Annotated in this window: 16 protein-coding genes; 12 read left to right on the top strand and 4 right to left on the bottom strand. The window is 51.0% G+C overall.

Annotation, left to right across the window (positions count from 1 at the left end; translation table 11 throughout):
• The first annotated feature begins 59 nt into the window (after positions 1 to 59).
• The gene (pdxA, locus tag WMO41_RS08365; RefSeq protein ID WP_494338438.1) at positions 60 to 1,064 is read left to right on the top strand and encodes a 4-hydroxythreonine-4-phosphate dehydrogenase PdxA; all 1,005 of its coding nucleotides are present in this window, start codon (positions 60 to 62) and stop codon (positions 1,062 to 1,064) included.
• A 65-nt stretch (positions 1,065 to 1,129) separates the two neighbouring features.
• On the opposite strand, the gene WMO41_RS08360 is transcribed toward pdxA, so the two are convergent.
• Positions 1,130 to 2,149, bottom strand: a complete 1,020-nt coding sequence (locus WMO41_RS08360; protein WP_349229367.1) for a sugar kinase — start codon at positions 2,147 to 2,149, stop codon at positions 1,130 to 1,132.
• A gap of 197 nt (positions 2,150 to 2,346) precedes the next feature.
• Between WMO41_RS08360 and WMO41_RS08355 the strand changes: the two genes are divergently transcribed.
• Entirely contained in the window at positions 2,347 to 2,937 is a 591-nt protein-coding gene (locus WMO41_RS08355) for an HD domain-containing protein (protein ID WP_349229366.1), read from the top strand.
• A gap of 76 nt (positions 2,938 to 3,013) precedes the next feature.
• Here the strand turns inward: WMO41_RS08355 and WMO41_RS08350 are convergent, their stop codons facing one another.
• Positions 3,014 to 3,598: a 50S ribosomal protein L25 gene (locus WMO41_RS08350; protein WP_177292297.1), complete on the bottom strand. Its 585-nt coding sequence runs from the start codon at positions 3,596 to 3,598 to the stop codon at positions 3,014 to 3,016.
• Between the two features lie 352 nt (positions 3,599 to 3,950).
• Here WMO41_RS08350 and xylB point away from each other — a divergent pair, with 352 nt between their 5' ends.
• Positions 3,951 to 5,420, top strand: coding sequence for a xylulokinase (xylB, locus tag WMO41_RS08345; RefSeq protein WP_349229365.1), 1,470 nt, complete (start codon positions 3,951 to 3,953; stop codon positions 5,418 to 5,420).
• Between the two features lie 42 nt (positions 5,421 to 5,462).
• Positions 5,463 to 6,947, top strand: a complete 1,485-nt coding sequence (locus WMO41_RS08340) for an L-fucose/L-arabinose isomerase family protein (protein ID WP_349229364.1) — start codon at positions 5,463 to 5,465, stop codon at positions 6,945 to 6,947.
• 178 nt (positions 6,948 to 7,125) lie between these two features.
• Here WMO41_RS08340 and sigG read toward each other — a convergent pair whose 3' ends face one another.
• Positions 7,126 to 7,902, bottom strand: coding sequence for an RNA polymerase sporulation sigma factor SigG (gene sigG / locus WMO41_RS08335; RefSeq protein WP_349229363.1), 777 nt, complete (start codon positions 7,900 to 7,902; stop codon positions 7,126 to 7,128).
• A gap of 187 nt (positions 7,903 to 8,089) precedes the next feature.
• Here sigG and WMO41_RS08330 point away from each other — a divergent pair, with 187 nt between their 5' ends.
• The 4 genes from WMO41_RS08330 (at position 8,090) to WMO41_RS08315 (ending at position 11,232) form a co-directional block, all read left to right on the top strand.
• A complete protein-coding gene (locus tag WMO41_RS08330) occupies positions 8,090 to 8,629 on the top strand; it encodes a histidine phosphatase family protein (protein ID WP_177292293.1) in 540 nt (179 codons plus the stop codon).
• A gap of 225 nt (positions 8,630 to 8,854) precedes the next feature.
• Positions 8,855 to 9,202: a hypothetical protein gene (locus WMO41_RS08325; RefSeq protein ID WP_349229362.1), complete on the top strand. Its 348-nt coding sequence runs from the start codon at positions 8,855 to 8,857 to the stop codon at positions 9,200 to 9,202.
• A gap of 12 nt (positions 9,203 to 9,214) precedes the next feature.
• A complete protein-coding gene (locus WMO41_RS08320; protein WP_349229361.1) occupies positions 9,215 to 9,883 on the top strand; it encodes a DUF362 domain-containing protein in 669 nt (222 codons plus the stop codon).
• Positions 9,884 to 10,053: 170 nt separating this feature from the next.
• Entirely contained in the window at positions 10,054 to 11,232 is a 1,179-nt protein-coding gene (locus tag WMO41_RS08315; protein ID WP_349229360.1) for a DnaJ C-terminal domain-containing protein, read from the top strand.
• A gap of 125 nt (positions 11,233 to 11,357) precedes the next feature.
• Here WMO41_RS08315 and WMO41_RS08310 read toward each other — a convergent pair whose 3' ends face one another.
• Positions 11,358 to 12,125, bottom strand: a complete 768-nt coding sequence (locus WMO41_RS08310; protein ID WP_349229359.1) for a type III pantothenate kinase — start codon at positions 12,123 to 12,125, stop codon at positions 11,358 to 11,360.
• A gap of 204 nt (positions 12,126 to 12,329) precedes the next feature.
• Here WMO41_RS08310 and coaBC point away from each other — a divergent pair, with 204 nt between their 5' ends.
• From coaBC to pepV, 4 genes are all read left to right on the top strand, one after another.
• Positions 12,330 to 13,523 carry a bifunctional phosphopantothenoylcysteine decarboxylase/phosphopantothenate--cysteine ligase CoaBC gene (gene coaBC, locus WMO41_RS08305; RefSeq protein WP_349229358.1) on the top strand — a complete coding sequence of 398 codons (1,194 nt, stop codon included), beginning with the start codon at positions 12,330 to 12,332 and terminating at the stop codon, positions 13,521 to 13,523.
• A gap of 185 nt (positions 13,524 to 13,708) precedes the next feature.
• Positions 13,709 to 15,301, top strand: coding sequence for a peptide chain release factor 3 (locus WMO41_RS08300; RefSeq protein WP_349229357.1), 1,593 nt, complete (start codon positions 13,709 to 13,711; stop codon positions 15,299 to 15,301).
• A gap of 93 nt (positions 15,302 to 15,394) precedes the next feature.
• Positions 15,395 to 15,841, top strand: a complete 447-nt coding sequence (locus WMO41_RS08295) for a GatB/YqeY domain-containing protein (RefSeq protein ID WP_349229356.1) — start codon at positions 15,395 to 15,397, stop codon at positions 15,839 to 15,841.
• Between the two features lie 17 nt (positions 15,842 to 15,858).
• Positions 15,859 to 17,262, top strand: coding sequence for a dipeptidase PepV (pepV, locus tag WMO41_RS08290; protein ID WP_349229355.1), 1,404 nt, complete (start codon positions 15,859 to 15,861; stop codon positions 17,260 to 17,262).
• Positions 17,263 to 17,267 lie beyond the last annotated feature (5 nt).

Below are 17,267 nucleotides of genomic sequence, written 5' to 3'. Positions count from 1 at the left end.
ATGGAAAAATTTCAGGAGGACTGTTACCGATGAGTGAAAAGAAAATTGTGGGAATTACCATGGGAGATCCGGCCAGCATCGGACCGGAAATCACGGTAAAGGCATTTGCGGACAAGTCATTATACGATCTGTGCCGCCCGGTTGTGGTTGGTGATGCCTGTGTGATGGAGGCAGCTCTGCCGATCGTGGGACATACGGAGATGAAAATCAATCCGATTCAGGATATCAGCGAGGCAAAGTATGAATATGGCACCATCGATGTTCTGGATATGGGCCTGGTAGATATGGACAAGTTAAAACGCGGTGAGGTTTCCGCTATGTGCGGCGAGGCAGCATTCCAGTATGTAGCCAAAGTGATTCATCTGGCTATGGACCATAAAGTAGATGCCACCGTTACCAATGCTTTTAACAAAGAGGCAGTCAACCTTGCCGGCCATCATTATTCCGGCCATACGGAGATTTACGCAGAGATGACCGGAACCAAAAACTATACCATGATGCTGGCGCATGAGAACCTGCGGGTTGTTCATGTTTCTACGCACGTATCTCTGCGTGAGGCCTGCGACCGCGTGAAGAAACAGCGTGTGCTGGATGTCATCCGCATTGCGGACAAGGCCTGCAAAGAGCTTGGCATCAAAGAGCCGAAGATTGGCGTGGCAGGACTGAACCCGCACAGCGGCGAGCATGGCTTATTCGGTCATGAGGAGATTGACGAGATCATCCCGGCAATCGAAGCTGCGCAGGCAGAGGGCATCAACGCAGACGGCCCGGTACCGCCGGACAGCTTGTTCTCCAAAGCAAGAGGCGGCTGGTATGATATTGTCGTTGCCATGTACCATGATCAGGGACACATTCCGTTAAAGGTTGTCGGCTTTGTATACAATCAGGAGAAACACGCGTGGGATGCCGTTTCCGGTGTGAATATCACGCTGGGACTTCCGATTATCCGCGTATCGGTAGATCACGGAACCGCCTTTGACCAGGCAGGAACCGGCACCGCCAGCGAACTGAGCCTGCGCAATTCCATTGAATACGCAGTGATGTTTGCGAATAACCGAAAATAAGATAAAAAAGTGCCGTTCCGGCTGTTGCGTGACAGTCTGGAATGGCACTTTTTGTTTTGGATTTTTTACCGAATCACGTTGGTTTCCCCGGTTTTCATGATCCGGAGAATTTCTTCCTCGCTCACCAGGTTGAAGTCGTGCTGGATCATCAGTTTCATGACACTGGCGGTGATGGAAAAGTCGATGAGCTTCTGGGGGGAGAACCCGTGCACCAGACCGTGGATCAAAGCTCCGGCGAAGGCATCTCCAGCGCCCACGGCTTCCAGGCTGTGTACGGTATGGATGGGGCTTTCGTAGAAGTGTCCATCCTTTAAGTAAATGCCCATCCATTCGCCGTCCTCAGCGGTTTTCAGATTGCGCAGAACACTGGCTACAGCCTTGCAGTTCGGGTAAAGCTCCTGAATTTTCAGTATGCCCTGGCGGTAGGTCTCAATCTGGTCGATGCCGTGGGCCATGTCACCGTCAAAGGCGTGAATGCCCAGGGTGGCTTCAAAGTCCTCGTCATTGGCAATGCACAGGTCCACGTACTGCATCAGCTCCTTCATGACAGACTGGGCCTTTTCCTGAGACCACATTTTTGTCCGGTAGTTTAAGTCACAGATGACGGTAATGCCGTGGCTGTGGCAGTATTTCAGTGCGCCAAAAACAGCCTGCTCTACGGAAGGGCTGATGGCCGGGGTCACGCCGGAAAAGAAGAAGATATCAATGCCGGAAAGCAGTGCCTCCCAGTTAAATTCATCTGCGTCTGCCTCAGCCAGGGCGCTTCCGGCCCGGTCATAGAGGACACTTGTGGGGCGGATATCACTTCCTTTTTCAAAGAAATAGATGCCAAGCCGCGCGCCGCCCCGCAGAATGCGGGAGGTATCGACACCGTAGCGGCGAAGCTCATTGAAGGCGGCATCGCCCACCGGATTTTTCGGAAGCTTTGTCAGAAATGCGGCATCATCACCCAAGGTGGCGAGAGATACGGCTACATTGGATTCGGCGCCTCCATAGCTGGCTTCAAAACCGTCTGCCTGCACGATACGAAGGTGTTCCGGAGTTTTTAAACGGAGCATGATTTCTCCAAAGGTAAGTATTTTCACGAAAAGATCATCCTTTCAGAGTGAGATTTCTGTATTTGATGTGTGGTGTTTCTTCTTACTCGTTATATTATAACATGGATTTTGTCACTGTACAGTGGGTAGGAATTTTTCTGCAGGTTATGGCTGAAAGACCGTAAAAAGTATGGTATGATAAGGAACGGAAAAAATTGTTGAAGACAGAAAGCAGAGGAAACATCATGGACGAGCGTTTACAGAAGCAGCTGGATTTTATTCTGGAGATTGATAAAGAGAAAAATATTTTCCGCCAGACCCATTTAAGCGGCCACGGGCGCAATGAGAACGATGCGGAGCATGCCTGGCACATGGCCATCATGGCCTATCTGTTACAGGAGTATTCCAATGAAAAGATTGATGTGGCCCGGGTTATGCTCATGTGCCTGATCCACGATGTGGTGGAGATTGACGCGGGAGACACTTATGCTTACGATGCGGAGGGCTTAAAGACCCAGAAAGCGCGGGAAGAGGCAGCGAAAGAGCGCCTGTATTCCATGCTTCCGGAAGATCAGAAGGCAAATCTGGTGACAATTTTCGACGAGTTCGAGGAGCGAAAGACCCCGGAGGCGAAGTTTGCCAGAGCATTGGATAATCTGCAGCCACTTATCTTAAACAACAGCAACGACGGTGGCGACTGGAAAAACCACGATGTGACCGCAAAGCAGGTATACGGAAGACAGTCCCGGACCCGCGAAGGATCGGAGAAGCTGTTTGAGGTGACAGACAAAATTCTGAAAGAGAATATCGCAAAGGGAAATCTGAGACAGGAATAGACTGAAAAACTGCAAAGCAGAAAGTCCCGGAAAGCAGCGAGAATGCCTGCTTTCCGGGACTTTTGTTTTGCCAGACTTATTTAGCCGGTTTTTCTTCCGTTTCTTCGTCCTCTTCCTCAGCCTTTGCGTATTCGCCAATGTGGAACAGCTGGGAATCAGCAGTGGTGGTTACGGTAACACCTTTCTCTTCCAGTTTCAGATCCTTCACATACAGAGTCTTGGTTCCCTGCGGAAGCTTAGCCAGATCAATTTCAATCGGGTCAAGAAGATGTGCCGGATCTGCTTTGTAGTGGATCTCGGTAATCTCCGGTTCGAAGACACCCTGTACAACCTCTTCATTGAGGAAGGTAACCGGAACGGTGGCGGCTACCACTTCACCAGCAACCAGAGCTTGGAAATCCAGTGCCAGAATCTTCTTGCTGAGCGGATCGTAATCAATATTCTTTACCAGGGCATCGACCTTTTCACCGGAGATATCCAGCATGGTCTGTGCGCCTTCTTTTGCCTTCTTAATGAAGCTTAAAGCATCTTTTTCTGCGTATTTCAGGGCTACGTTTTCTTTCATTTCACGACCGTACAGAACACCGGTGGTGTAACCCTCTCTTCTTAATTTTTTAGCCTTAACCTCAGGATCTCTTTTTTCAGCTGCTAACGTCATCATAATAATTGCCTCCTACTTGAATGGCCGGCCAAAATCCATCCGGTCTTATAATCTTTCTTCATTCGTGTAGATGGAGAGCTTGCTTTATGAGGAAGTTCTTCTTTTTGCACTGACTGTATTATAGCACTTCCGGGAAAAAGTGAACCTTCAAAAAGTACCAAAAAAACAAACATACAAAATAATAAAATTATCTATATTTTCAGAAATTAGCACTCTTTTATGCAGACTGCTAATAACGCACTGGCAGAATTTGGACATTTGTATTGAAAAATGCGTGCAAAAACGATAAGATAAGAACAGAATTATGTATGAATAAAAAAACAATATGTGTGTCGGAAAAGGAGGGCCGGACATGCTTTATATTGGAATTGATCTTGGAACATCCGCGGTGAAGCTTCTTTTGATGAGCGGAGACGGCCAGATCAAAAAGATTGTTTCGAGGGAGTATCCCATTTATTTTCCGCATCCGGGCTGGTCGGAGCAGAAACCGGAGGACTGGTTTGCGGAGACCATGGATGGTTTGAAGGAGCTGCTGGCGGACTGTGATAAAAATCAGGTATCGGGCATCAGCTTTGGCGGGCAGATGCACGGGCTTGTGATCCTGGACAAAGACGATCAGGTAATCCGCCCGGCGCTTCTCTGGAATGACGGACGAACCTGGGAGGAATGCGATTACCTGAATCACGTGGTCGGCAAAGAAAAACTTTCGGAATATACGGCCAATATCGCCTTTACGGGCTTTACCGCGCCGAAGATTTTGTGGGTCAGAAACAAGGAGCCGGAGAACTTTGTGCGGATCGCGAAGATCATGCTTCCAAAAGATTACATCGCGTACCGCCTGACCGGTGTGCATTGTACCGATGTGTCCGATGCGTCCGGCATGCTTTTGTTTGATGTAAAGAACCGCCGCTGGTCTAAGAAGATGTGCGAGATCTGTGGCGTCCGCCCGGAGCAGCTGGCAAGGGTCTATGAATCTTTTCAGAGCGTGGGAACTGTGCTTCCAGAGATTGCGGATGAGCTGGGAATTCCTCATATAGTAAAAGTTGCGGCCGGTGCCGGAGATAATGCGGCAGCGGCAGTCGGAACCGGTACGGTGGGAGATGGCATGTGCAACATTTCTCTGGGAACCAGCGGAACCATTTTCATTTCCTCTGAAAAATTCGGCGTGGACCGGCACAATGCGCTGCATGCGTTCGCTCATGCAGACGGCCATTATCACCTGATGGGATGCATGCTCAGCGCGGCATCCTGTAACAAATGGTGGATGGACGGAATCCTGCAGACTTCGGACTACGCGAAAGAACAGGCTGCCATTACAAAACTGGGGGAGAACCATGTGTATTTTCTGCCGTATCTGATGGGAGAGCGTTCCCCGCACAATGACCCGAATGCCCGCGGTACCTTCATCGGCATGACCATGGACACCAGCCGGGCAGATATGACCCAGGCAGTGCTGGAGGGCGTGGCTTTTGCGCTGCGGGATTCCCTGGAAGTGGCAAAGTCCCTTGGCATTCAGATTGAGCGGACCAAGATCTGCGGCGGCGGAGCCAAGAGTCCGCTTTGGAGAAAGATCATTGCCAATGTCATGAACTTAAAAGTCGATATGATTGAGAGCGAGGAAGGACCGGCGCTGGGTGGTGCTATGCTGGCGGCGGTTGCCTGTGGAGAATACGCGAGCGTGGAGGAGGCAGCCCGGAAGCTGGTGAAGATCACCAAAACGGTGGAGCCGGAATCGGAGCTGGTGGTAAAGTACGAAGAGCGGTATCAGAAATTCCGGCAGATTTATCCGGCGTGCAAGTCATTATTTCAGCTGATCCAATAAACATGTTATAGAAATTCACATTTATATCAGGAGGGTAAGCACATGAACAACATTCCAGAAGTGAAAGCAGGCATTGTTGCGGTGAGCCGTGACTGTTTCCCGGAGTCTTTGTCTGTGAACCGCAGAAAAGCGCTGGTGGAGGCGTACAGCAAAAAGTATGACGCAAAGGATATTTACGAATGTCCGGTCTGCATCGTGGAGAGCGAGATCCATATGGTACAGGCGCTGGAGGATATCAAGGCGGCTGGCTGCAACGCGCTGGTGGTATACCTTGGAAACTTCGGGCCGGAGATTTCCGAAACTCTGCTGGCAAAACATTTTGACGGGCCGAAAATGTTTGTTGCTGCCGCAGAAGAAAGCAAGGGCAATCTGGTACAGGGACGCGGCGATGCTTACTGTGGCATGCTGAACGCAAGCTATAACCTGGCACTGCGCAACATTAAGGCGTACATTCCGGAATATCCGGTGGGAACCGCAGAAGAATGTGCAGATATGATCCACGAATTTTTGCCGGTCGCAAGAGCCGTCATCGGCCTGTCTGATCTGAAGATCATCAGCTTTGGACCAAGACCGTTAAACTTCCTGGCCTGCAATGCACCGATCAAGCAGCTTTACAATCTGGGCGTGGAGATTGAGGAAAACTCCGAGCTGGATCTGTTTGAGGCGTTCAACAAGCATGCGGGTGATCCGAGAATCCCGGATGTTGTGGCAGATATGGAAAAAGAGTTAGGCGAGGGCAACAAGAAACCGGAGATTCTGCCGAAGCTGGCCCAGTATGAACTGACACTCCTTGACTGGATCGAGGCACATAAGGGCTACCGCAAATACGTGGCCATTGCCGGAAAATGCTGGCCTGCATTCCAGACCCAGTTTGGCTTTGTGCCGTGCTACGTCAACAGCCGTCTGACCGGCCGCGGCATCCCGGTATCCTGCGAAGTAGATATTTACGGCTGCTTAAGCGAGTTCATCGGCACCTGCGTCAGCCAGGATGCGGTTACCCTTCTGGACATCAATAACACTGTGCCGTATGACCTTTACGATACCGAAATCAAAGGAAAATTCGATTATAAGAGCCACGATGTCTTCATGGGCTTCCACTGTGGCAATACCAGCACGAAGAAGCTGTCCTTTTGCCAGATGAAGTATCAGCTCATCATGGCAAGAAGCCTTCCGGAAGAGGTGACTCAGGGAACGCTGGAGGGCGATATTGTTCCGGGTGACATTACCTTCTTCCGTCTGCAGAGCACTGCGGATAACAAGCTGAGAGCTTACGTGGCAAACGGTGAGGTTCTGCCGGTGGCAACCCATTCCTTTGGCAGCATCGGTGTGTTTGCCATCCCGGAGATGAAGCGTTTCTATCGCCATGTGCTGATTGAGGGCAACTTCCCGCATCATGGCGCAGTGGCATTCGGCCATTACGGAAAGGCACTGTACGAGGTATTTAAGTATATTGGAGTCGATGTCCGGGAGATTGGCTACAACCAGCCGGCCGGCGTGCGCTATCCGACAGAAAATCCATTTGCGTAATGTGATTTTCCGGGATGTGGGAACCTGTGAAATAAAAAAGGGGCGAAGCTTTTCAAGAAGCTTCGCCCTGTTTTTCATTTCATAAGCAGATCAGATGGCCGGAAGAAACGCGTTGACTACATTATAATTATATCATATAACGCTATGAAAGCAAAGAAAACAAAAGGCCAATATGGCTTCAATTCAGATAATTCCGCATGGTTTTCAGCGCATTTTTCTCCAGCCTTGACACCTGTGCCTGGCTGATGTGAATCTCCTCGGCAACCTCGGTCTGGGTCTTGCCCTCAAAGAAACGCAGATCAATGATATGGCGCTCCCGGTGGGGCAGCCGATCCATGGCTTCCCGCAGGGAGATTTCTTCCACCCAGTTCTCCTCGGAACTCTTCTTATCTTTAATCTGGTCCATGACATAGAGCGGGTCTCCGCCATCGGTGTAGATGGGCTCGTAGAGACTGACCGGGCTCTGGATGGCATCCAGGGCGTAGGTAATGTCCTCTTTGCTTACACCGATTTCCTGGGCAATTTCCATGAGGGTTGGTTCTCTGGAGTTTTTGCGGGTCAGGCCTTCTCTGGCGTAAATGGCCTTGTAGGCTGTGTCCCGCAGGGAGCGGCTGACCCGGATGGAATTGTTGTCCCGCAGATAGCGCCGGACCTCTCCTAAGATCATGGGCACCGCGTAGGTGGAGAAGCGGACATTCTGGGTAATATCAAAATTGTCGATGGCCTTGATCAGGCCGATGCATCCGATCTGAAACAGGTCATCCACATTTTCATTGCTGCCGGAAAAGCGCTGGATCACACTCAGGACCAGACGCAGGTTTCCTTTGATGTACTGTTCTCTTGCTTCTTCGTCACCTTCCAGAATCCTCTGAAACAGCGCGTCCTTTTCCTCATTCGTAAGCAGGGGCAGCTTCGCCGTATTGACTCCGCAGATTTCCACTTTGTAGCCTGCCATGTTCCTTACCTCCGCAAATTGTGTAATGTTCCGGGATGTGATACATAGAACATGATTTACGGAAATGGGGGGAATTATACTTCCAGAAATTGGCTGTCTCCAATTTTGCCGTTGCTTTTTTACGGCTGCCTGTTTATGATGATGCTATGAGACCACAATACGATAAGAAACATAAAGGAGCAGACCCATGGGACATTTTTATTTTGTAAGACACGGACAGACGGTATGGAATGTGGAAGGAAAAATTTGCGGAGCCACAGATATTGCCCTGACTGAACTGGGACATGAGCAGGCTATTGCGACTGGCAAAAAAATTCTCGAAGAGCATATCCATGCGGATGAAATTTTGTATTCCCCGCTGATGCGGGCGGCGGACACGGCAAAGCATATTTCAGAGGTGACCGGCATTCCGGCGCGGGTGGAGCCGCGTTTAAAGGAACAGAACTTTGGCAAGTGGGAGTCCACGCCAAGAGGTGGAGCTGAGTTTAAAGTGGCAAAGCAGTCTTTTGCCTGCAGCTATGAGGGCGGCGAGTCCATGCTGCGCTTGGCACAGAGAATTTACAATTTATTAGATGAGGTCAAAGCACAGTCTGAGGAAAAGACCTATATTCTGGTGGCTCACAATGGCATTGCAAGAGTGGTGCAGTCTTATTTTACGGATATGACCAATGAAGAGTTTGCAGGGTATGGCGTGAAGAACTGTGAAGTGGTGCGGTACGATTTCTAGAAAATTCGCAGTTCGGGCTGAGTTGCAGTGGGACAGATGGTTGGAGGGCGGCCTGGAAAATTTGACAGGCAATTATGAAAAAAGTTGGCAAAAAATACTTGAGGTAAAGTTAGCTTTAGGTATTATGATGTATCCAGAACATTGCGCTTTCAAAATAGAAAGCGATTTATAGTAAAAGGAGGTAACTGTGAGGGTACTGAACAGTTACAAAAGGAGGAACATTGTATGAGTGACCAGAAACCAGTTGCAGCAACGAACGGCAGCCAGTACGTGCCGTATGATCAGAGAACCGGCGAAGAGTCTGTGGTATATTTCACCAGAGATCTTTCCGAGGAAGGTTTAAAGAAAGTTTACAACCGCATTAAGGAGCACATTTCCGGCAAGACCGGCGTGAAGCTTCATACCGGTGAGAAGAACGGCCCAAACATCATCCCGCGTCCGTGGGTGAAAGAGCTTCTGGCATCCGAGCTTCCGGAGGCAAACATTGTAGAGACCAACACCTACTACGAGGGTGACCGCTACACCACTGAGCAGCACAGAGAGACCCTGAAAGTCAATGGCTGGACCTTCTGACCGGTAGATATTATGGATGAAGACGGAACCGCTATGCGTCCGGTGAAGAATGGCAAGTGGTTCACCGAGATGAGCGTCGGCAAAAATCTGTTAAATTATGATTCCCTGCTGGTTCTGACCCACTTCAAGGGCCATGTCATGGGCGGCTTCGGCGGATCCAACAAGAACATCGGTATCGGCTGTGCAGATGCTAAGGTAGGAAAGGCAATGATCCATAGAGCAGAGGGCTCCGATAATATATGGAGCATCGCTACCGAGGAGCTGATGGAGCGCATCAGCGAATCCACCAAATCTGTGGTAGACCATTTTGGCGAGCACATTGCTTTCATCAATGTGATGCGTAACATGTCTGTATCCTGTGACTGTGAGGGCGTAGGCGCAGAGCCGGTTGTTACTCCGGATGTAGGAATCGTGGCATCCGCAGACATTCTGGCAGCAGACCAGGCCTGCGTCGACATGGTATTTGCCATGAAAGAAGAGGATCATAAGGCACTGACTGAGCGTATGCTCAGCCGCCACAGCATGCGCCAGCTCTCCTATATGAAGGAACTGGGCATGGGCAACGACCGTTACCGCCTCATCGATCTGGATAACGACGATGCAGTCATCGATGCAGCCAAGGCAGTCGAGGGCGTGGTACCGTTTGGTCAGGTGAGAAAGATTGAAGTTATCGTGAAGTGATATTGAAGTAGATGTTGAAGTAAATTAAATTTTTTCTATTCCCTTGCTATTTGGAAAATGTGTGTTATAATACAAATAGAACAAGATGATATTGTAATATAAATACATTCAGGCTGCTGTCCATATGCGTTGCGCAGGCAGCAGCCAATTTAGAAAGCAGGGTGAGAACAATGGCTGCAAAGAAAGATTTTTATGAAGTACTCGGTGTGTCCAAGACAGCGAGTGATGCAGAAATTAAAAAAGCATACCGTAAACTTGCCAAAAAGTATCATCCGGACAGCAATCCGAACGATGCCGTGGCAGCAGAGCGGTTTAAAGAGATAAATGAAGCCTATGACGTTTTGAGTGATCCGGAAAAGAAGAAATTGTACGACCAGTTTGGCGCGGCAGCGTTTGAGGCCGGATTTGATCCGAAGGCGGCAGCTGGAGGATATGGCGGCTTTGGCGGTTTCGGTGGATTCCACGGTGGTTTCGGCAGCGGAACCGGTGGATTCCACAGTTACTCGGGCGATCCGAACAGCGGGTACCAGGAGTTCCATTTTGAGGGCAACCCGGAAGATATGGATGACATCCTTGGAGGTATGTTCGGTGGAATGTTTGGAGGACATGGCGGAAAGCGGAGAACATCCGGTGCCAGCGGAAGCAGCTCTCAGGGCAGCGGATTCCATGGTGGTTTTGGCGGCAGTGGTTTCCACGGCAGCGGCTTTGATAGCAGCGGCTATCAGGGCGGCAGCTTCCATAGTGGTTTTGGAAGCGGTGGATTCGATGGTTTTGCTTCTAACGGCGAATACCAGAGCCGTGGCCGGGATATTACCTCTGACCTGACTGTGACATTCGACGAAGCGGCTTTCGGCTGCGACAAGATGATCACATTGACCGGTTCCGACGGACGGAAGCAGACACTGCAGCTTCACATCCCGGCAGGCATGGAGGACGGCAAGAGCCTTCGCCTGCAGGGCAAGGGCGGCGCAGGAATGAATGGTGCTCCGGCGGGCGACCTGCTGATCTGCATTCATGTTGCGGAGAAGCCTGGATTCACCAGAAAAGGCGCGGATGTCTATACCACAGCAAATATTCCGTTCACTACAGCAGTGCTGGGCGGTGAAGCCATCATCCAGACCTTAAACGGCCGCGTATCCTGCCGCATCAAACCGGGCACCCAGTCCGGTTCCAAGATCCGTCTGAAGGGCAAAGGCGTAGCCAATATGCGGGATCCGAAGACCTTCGGCGATCTTTATGTAACCGTTCAGATTGAAGTGCCGACCAATTTAAGCGCGGAGGCTCTGACAAAGCTGAAAGAGTTTGAAGCAGCGAGCAATCGCAAAAAAAGCGGGTTTCACGCCGCATAATAGAAAGTAAAATAGAAAGTTCTGCACAATGAGAGTAACTTCTCAAAGTGCAGAACTTTTTTCGTTCCGTCCCTATATGATTGCCATAATGCGCTCCTCCGTTCAGAACCCGTCTTCCCCAGTTGTTATGCTTTATTCTTTTCGTAAAGGATCATGAGCCCTTTTAAGAGAAGGGCATCATCGTAGAGAATCTTGTGGCGGCAGAGCGGAACCACAAAGCGGGAGAGACCGCCGGTGGCAATGATGGTGGCCGGTTCCCCCAGCTCTTCTTCCATATGGTCCAGAATTCCGTCAATCATGCCGGCATTGCCGTACATAATGCCGCTGCGCATGCAGTCGATGGTGTTTTTGCCAATGACGTGCTTTGGAATATCCAGGCTGATGGATGGAAGCTGCGCGGTGTTGCTGCTTAAGGAGTCCAGGGACACACGGAGACCCGGATAGATGATGCCGCCGATGTAGTTACCGCCCTTATCGACAACGGACATGGTGGTTGCGGTACCCATATCGATGATGATGATGGGACCCGGATATTCCTTTATGGCAGCCACGGCGTCTACGATCATGTCGCTTCCCACGGTTTTTGGGTTATCCATGATGATGTTCATGCCGGTTTTGATTCCGGCGCCCACCAGCATGGGATGATAGCCCAGGATCTTCTTCACGGCGGAAGAGATGGCCGCGTTTAACGGCGGAACGACAGAGGACATGATGGCACCCTCGATCTCGGACGGGTCGATCTGGTGGATTTCCAGAATGTTCTTTATATTAATGGCGTACTCGGTTCCGGTTTTTGCGTGGTCGGTGGTGACACGCTCTACAAAATAAGTTTTATGAGAATCGATACAGCCGATGACGATGTTGGTATTTCCCATATCCAGTGCTAAAATCATGGAAAGAAGCTCCTTTTATTCGTGAAAATTTTCGTGTGGGACAGGCGTAAAAGCCTGTGTGCATTATGTTACATCCTACCATATTTTAGAGCGAATGACAATAAAAAACGGGGTTCTCTGACAACGATCACTCTTTTATTGACGGATAAAATATGGTATACTGAAAAAACTGTTTACGATAGATCGAGGAGGAATTTTACTCTTATGTTAAAAGGAAAAACCGTAGTTCTGGGTGTGAGCAGCAGCATCGCAGCCTACAAGATCGCAAATCTGGCCAGCATGCTGGTAAAGCAGCACGCCAATGTGCGGGTCATCATGACACAGAACGCAACCAATTTCATTACCCCAACGACCTTTGAAACCCTCACCGGACAGAAGTGTCTGGTTGACACCTTTGACCGGAACTTTGAGTTTCAAGTGGAGCATGTATCCCTGGCCAAGCAGGCAGATATCTTCATGATCGCCCCGGCTACCGCCAATGTGATCGCGAAAGTATCCCATGGTCTTGCGGATGATATGCTGACGACTACCTTCCTGGCCTGCAAGGCCCCGAAGTATCTGGCACCGGCCATGAATACTCAGATGTATGAGAATCCCATCACCCAGGATAACCTGAATATCTGCCGGAAATACGGCATGCACATCATCGAACCGGCCAGCGGCTATCTGGCCTGCGGCGATACCGGAGCCGGAAAGATGCCGGAGCCGGAGACATTATTGGAATACATTTTACAGGAGCTGGCCTGTGAGAAAGATCTGGCCGGAAAGAAGGTTCTGGTGACGGCAGGACCAACCCGGGAAGCCATTGACCCGGTGCGCTACATTACCAATCACTCCACCGGAAAGATGGGTTATGCCATTGCCCGGGCGGCGGCAAGACGCGGCGCAGAGGTAACGCTGGTGAGCGGACCGGTGGATTTAAAAGCGCCGATGGGCGTAAAGCTGGTGCCGGTAGTCAGCGCAAGGGATATGTTTGACGCCGTGACCTCTGTCAGTGCGGAGCAGGATGCCATCATCAAGGCGGCGGCTGTGGCTGATTACCGTCCGGCTGTGGTGGGCGCTGAGAAAACCAAGAAGAGCGACGGCAATATGAATATAGAACTGGAGCGCACCGATGATATTCTGGCATGGCTGGGGGCTCACCGGAGAGAGGGGCAGGTACTCTGTGGCTTCTCCATGGAGACCCAGAATATGCTGGAGAACTCCCGGGCAAAGCTTGTAAAAAAGAACGTGGACATGATCGTGGCCAACAGCCTGCGCACCGCCGGAGCCGGATTTGGCACGGATACCAATATCGTGACGGTCATTACGAAAGACGGGGCAGAAGAGCTGGCGCTCATGAGCAAGGATCAGGTAGCGCATGAGCTGCTGAACCGGATTTTTGCCGCAAAGCACTAAAAACAGGGATTTTCCAATCAAAAAGCCATTGTTTCCGGCAACTCTGGCTCTTGTCAAAGATTCATATGTCTGATAAAATGTAAGATTGGAGTAACTGCGCGGGTATGCGTAGTCAGCCAATGGAAACGAGCAGAAAAAGCGGGCGGATTCAGACCGCTTTCACCTATAGAACGGAGGACTTATTTTTGTCAAATATCACAGAAGAAATTAAGAAACGAAGAACCTTTGCGATCATTTCCCACCCGGATGCAGGTAAGACGACCCTGACGGAGAAATTCCTTCTTTACGGAGGCGCCATCAACCTGGCTGGTACCGTAAAGGGCAGAAAGGCCGCAAAACATGCGGTTTCCGACTGGATGGAGATCGAGAAGGAGAGAGGTATTTCCGTTACCTCTTCCGTTATGCAGTTTGAGTACGACAACTACTGCATCAACATCCTGGACACCCCGGGACATCAGGACTTCTCTGAGGATACCTACCGTACCCTCATGGCTGCCGACAGCGCGGTCATGGTCATTGACGGTTCCAAGGGTGTTGAGGCCCAGACCATCAAGCTGTTCAAGGTCTGCGTTATGAGAGGCATCCCGATCTTCACCTTTATCAACAAGATGGACCGTGAGGCGAGAGATCCGTTTGAGCTGATGGACGAGATTGAGAACGTGCTGGGTATCCGCACCTGCCCGATCAACTGGCCGATCGGCTGCGGAAAGAACTTCAAGGGCGTGTATGACCGCCACGACAAGACCATCACCACATTCACCGCTGCCATGGGCGGACAGAAAGAGATTGCTTCCCAGACCTTCCCGGTGGAGGGAACTGACGTGGAGTCCGTCATCGGAGCAGATTACCACCAGCAGTTATTGGATGAGATCGAACTGTTAGACGGCGCAGCCGATGAGTTCGATCAGGAGCGTGTCAGCCGTGGAAACTTATCTCCGGTATTTTTCGGTTCCGCTCTGACCAACTTCGGTGTAGAGACCTTCCTGCAGCATTTCCTGAAGATGACCACTTCTCCGCTGCCGAGAAAGGCCATCACCCGTGAAATCAGCCCGTTTAACGATGATTTCTCTGCCTTTGTCTTCAAGATCCAGGCAAACATGAACAAGGCGCACCGTGACCGTATCGCCTTCATGCGTATTGTATCCGGCAAGTTCGAGGCCGGCATGGAAGTAAACCATGTACAGGGCGGCAAGAAGATCCGCCTGTCCCAGCCGCAGCAGATGATGGCGCAGGACAGAAAGATTGTCGAGGAAGCTTACGCCGGTGATATCATCGGTGTATTTGATCCGGGCATCTTCTCCATTGGAGATACCCTGTGCCTGTCCAACGAGAAGTTTGAGTTTGAGGGCATCCCGACCTTCGCGCCGGAGCATTTTGCCCGCGTGCGCCAGATTGACACCATGAAGCGCAAACAGTTCTTAAAGGGCGTGAGCCAGATTGCCCAGGAGGGCGCAATCCAGATCTTCCAGGAGTTCAACACCGGTATGGAGGAGATCATTGTCGGCGTAGTCGGCGAACTGCAGTTTGAGGTTCTGACCTACCGCCTGGAGAATGAGTACAACGTAGAGGTCAAGCTGGAGAAACTGCCGTACGAGTACATCCGCTGGATCGAGAACAAGGACGAGGTGGATGTAGCCAAGATCCAGGGTACCTCCGACATGAAGCGCATCAAGGACTTAAAGGACAACCCACTGCTGATCTTTGTCAACAGCTGGAGCATCGGCATGGTGGAGGACCGCAACCCTGGTCTGAAGCTGAGCGAGTTTGGCCGCAACTAGAACTGTGGCATAATCCGAAAACAAACGGGCTGCCGCACCGGATGTTGGGTGTGACAGCCTGATGTGAATAAAATGGAAAAGGAGTGTAACATTATGAGCAAGATTGACGTAGTAAGAGCTGCAATGGTAGAGGCTATGAAGGCAAAAGACAAGGCAAGAAAAGATTCCCTGTCCATGCTGCTTTCCGCACTGAAGAACGCGCAGATTGACAAACGCGCAGACCTGACTGAGGATGAGGAGAACGCAGTCGTAAAGAAGGAAATCCGCCAGACCCAGGAGACCTACGATATGGCTCCGGCAGACCGCACCGACATCCGCGAGGAAGCTGCCGCCAGACTTGCCGTATACAAAGAGTTCGCTCCGGAAGATATGAACGTAGAGCAGATTACCGAGGTGATCAAAGGGGTGCTCGCAGAGCTTGGCATTGAGAAGCCGACCGTGGCAGATAAGGGCAAGATCATGAAGGTTCTGATGCCGAAGGTAAAAGGCAAGGCAGACGGCAAGCTGGTAAATCAGACCTTAGCTGATATGACAAAATAGTTTTGGAGGGGGATTTCATGTATAAAGAGAAAATCAGTGCCTGGGTGGATGCCCACAAAGACGAGATGATCGAAGACATTTTTGAGCTCTGCCGCATCAACAGCGAGAAGATGCCGGAAGAGGAAGATATGCCGTTTGGTCCGGGCGCGGCAGAATGCCTGGATACGGCCCTGGATATGGCCGAGGGGTACGGCTTTGAAACCTGTGATTACGACGGATATGTTGGCTGCGTGGACATGAATGAGCTTCCGAAGCAGCTTGATATTCTGGCGCATCTGGATGTAGTCCCGGCAGGAGAAGGCTGGACGGTGACAAAGCCGTTTAAACCGGTACTCAAAGATGGAAAACTGTATGGACGCGGCACTGCGGATGACAAGGGACCGGCTGTGGCAGCTCTTTACGCCATGCGTGCCGTGAAGGAACTGGGCATTCCGTTAAAGAAGAATGTGCGCCTGATCCTGGGCACCGATGAGGAATGTGGCAGCAGCGACATCGAACATTACTATAGCATGGAAAAAGAGGCTCCCATGACCTTCTCTCCGGATGCGGCTTACCCGCTGGTAAACACGGAGAAGGGACGCTTCCCGGGTCATTTCACTGCAAAGTTTGAGGCCTCTGAAGCGCTTCCGAGACTGGTTTCCATCAAGGCCGGAACCAAGGTCAATGTAGTTCCGGGTAAGGCACGGGCAGCCGTAGAAGGTTTTGCCATGACCGCTCTAGAGGCAGCTGCGGCAGAGACGGAGAAAGAGACTGGAATTCATTTTGATTTTGAGGCGGACGGCACGTTTACCGCAGTAACCGCGACCGGTGTCGGCGCCCATGCGTCTACCCCGGAAGTGGGCAACAATGCCCTGACCGGTCTTCTGGCATTCCTTGGAAAGCTGGACTTTGCGGCATGTCCGCAGATTGACATGGTAAGAAAGGCAGCTGCTCTGATTCCGCATGGTGATGTAAACGGAAACACGCTGGGCGTGTTCATGGAAGATGAGCTTTCCGGCAAAATGACGCTGTCCTTCAATATGCTGACGGTAGACGCCGGAAGCCTGGACGGTAAGTTTGACAGCCGTGTACCGGTATGTGGCAATGATGAGAACGTGCTGGAGGTTGTGCGCAGCCGCATGGCAGAGCAGGGAATCACCCTGTTGAATAAAGCCATGATCCCGCCGCATCATGTATCGGAGGATTCTCATTTTGTAAAGACCTTATTAAAGGCGTTTGAGACCTACACCGGACGCAAGGGTGAGTGCCAGGCTATGGGCGGCGGCACCTATGTGCATGATTTAAAGAATGGCGTGGCATTCGGCGCAGCTATGCCGGAGACGGACAACAAGATGCATGGGCCGGACGAGTTTGCGGTACTTGATGAGCTTTTGGTCAGCGCCAAGATTTTTGCGCAGGCCATTGTGGATCTGTGCGGCTGATTGCG

The organism is Ventrimonas faecis, from assembly GCF_040096075.1.
Taxonomy (GTDB): Bacteria; Bacillota; Clostridia; order Lachnospirales; family Lachnospiraceae; genus Brotaphodocola; species Brotaphodocola faecis.
The sequence above is the reverse complement of the archived record's forward strand: the minus strand, read 5'-3'. Positions and strand labels throughout refer to the sequence as shown.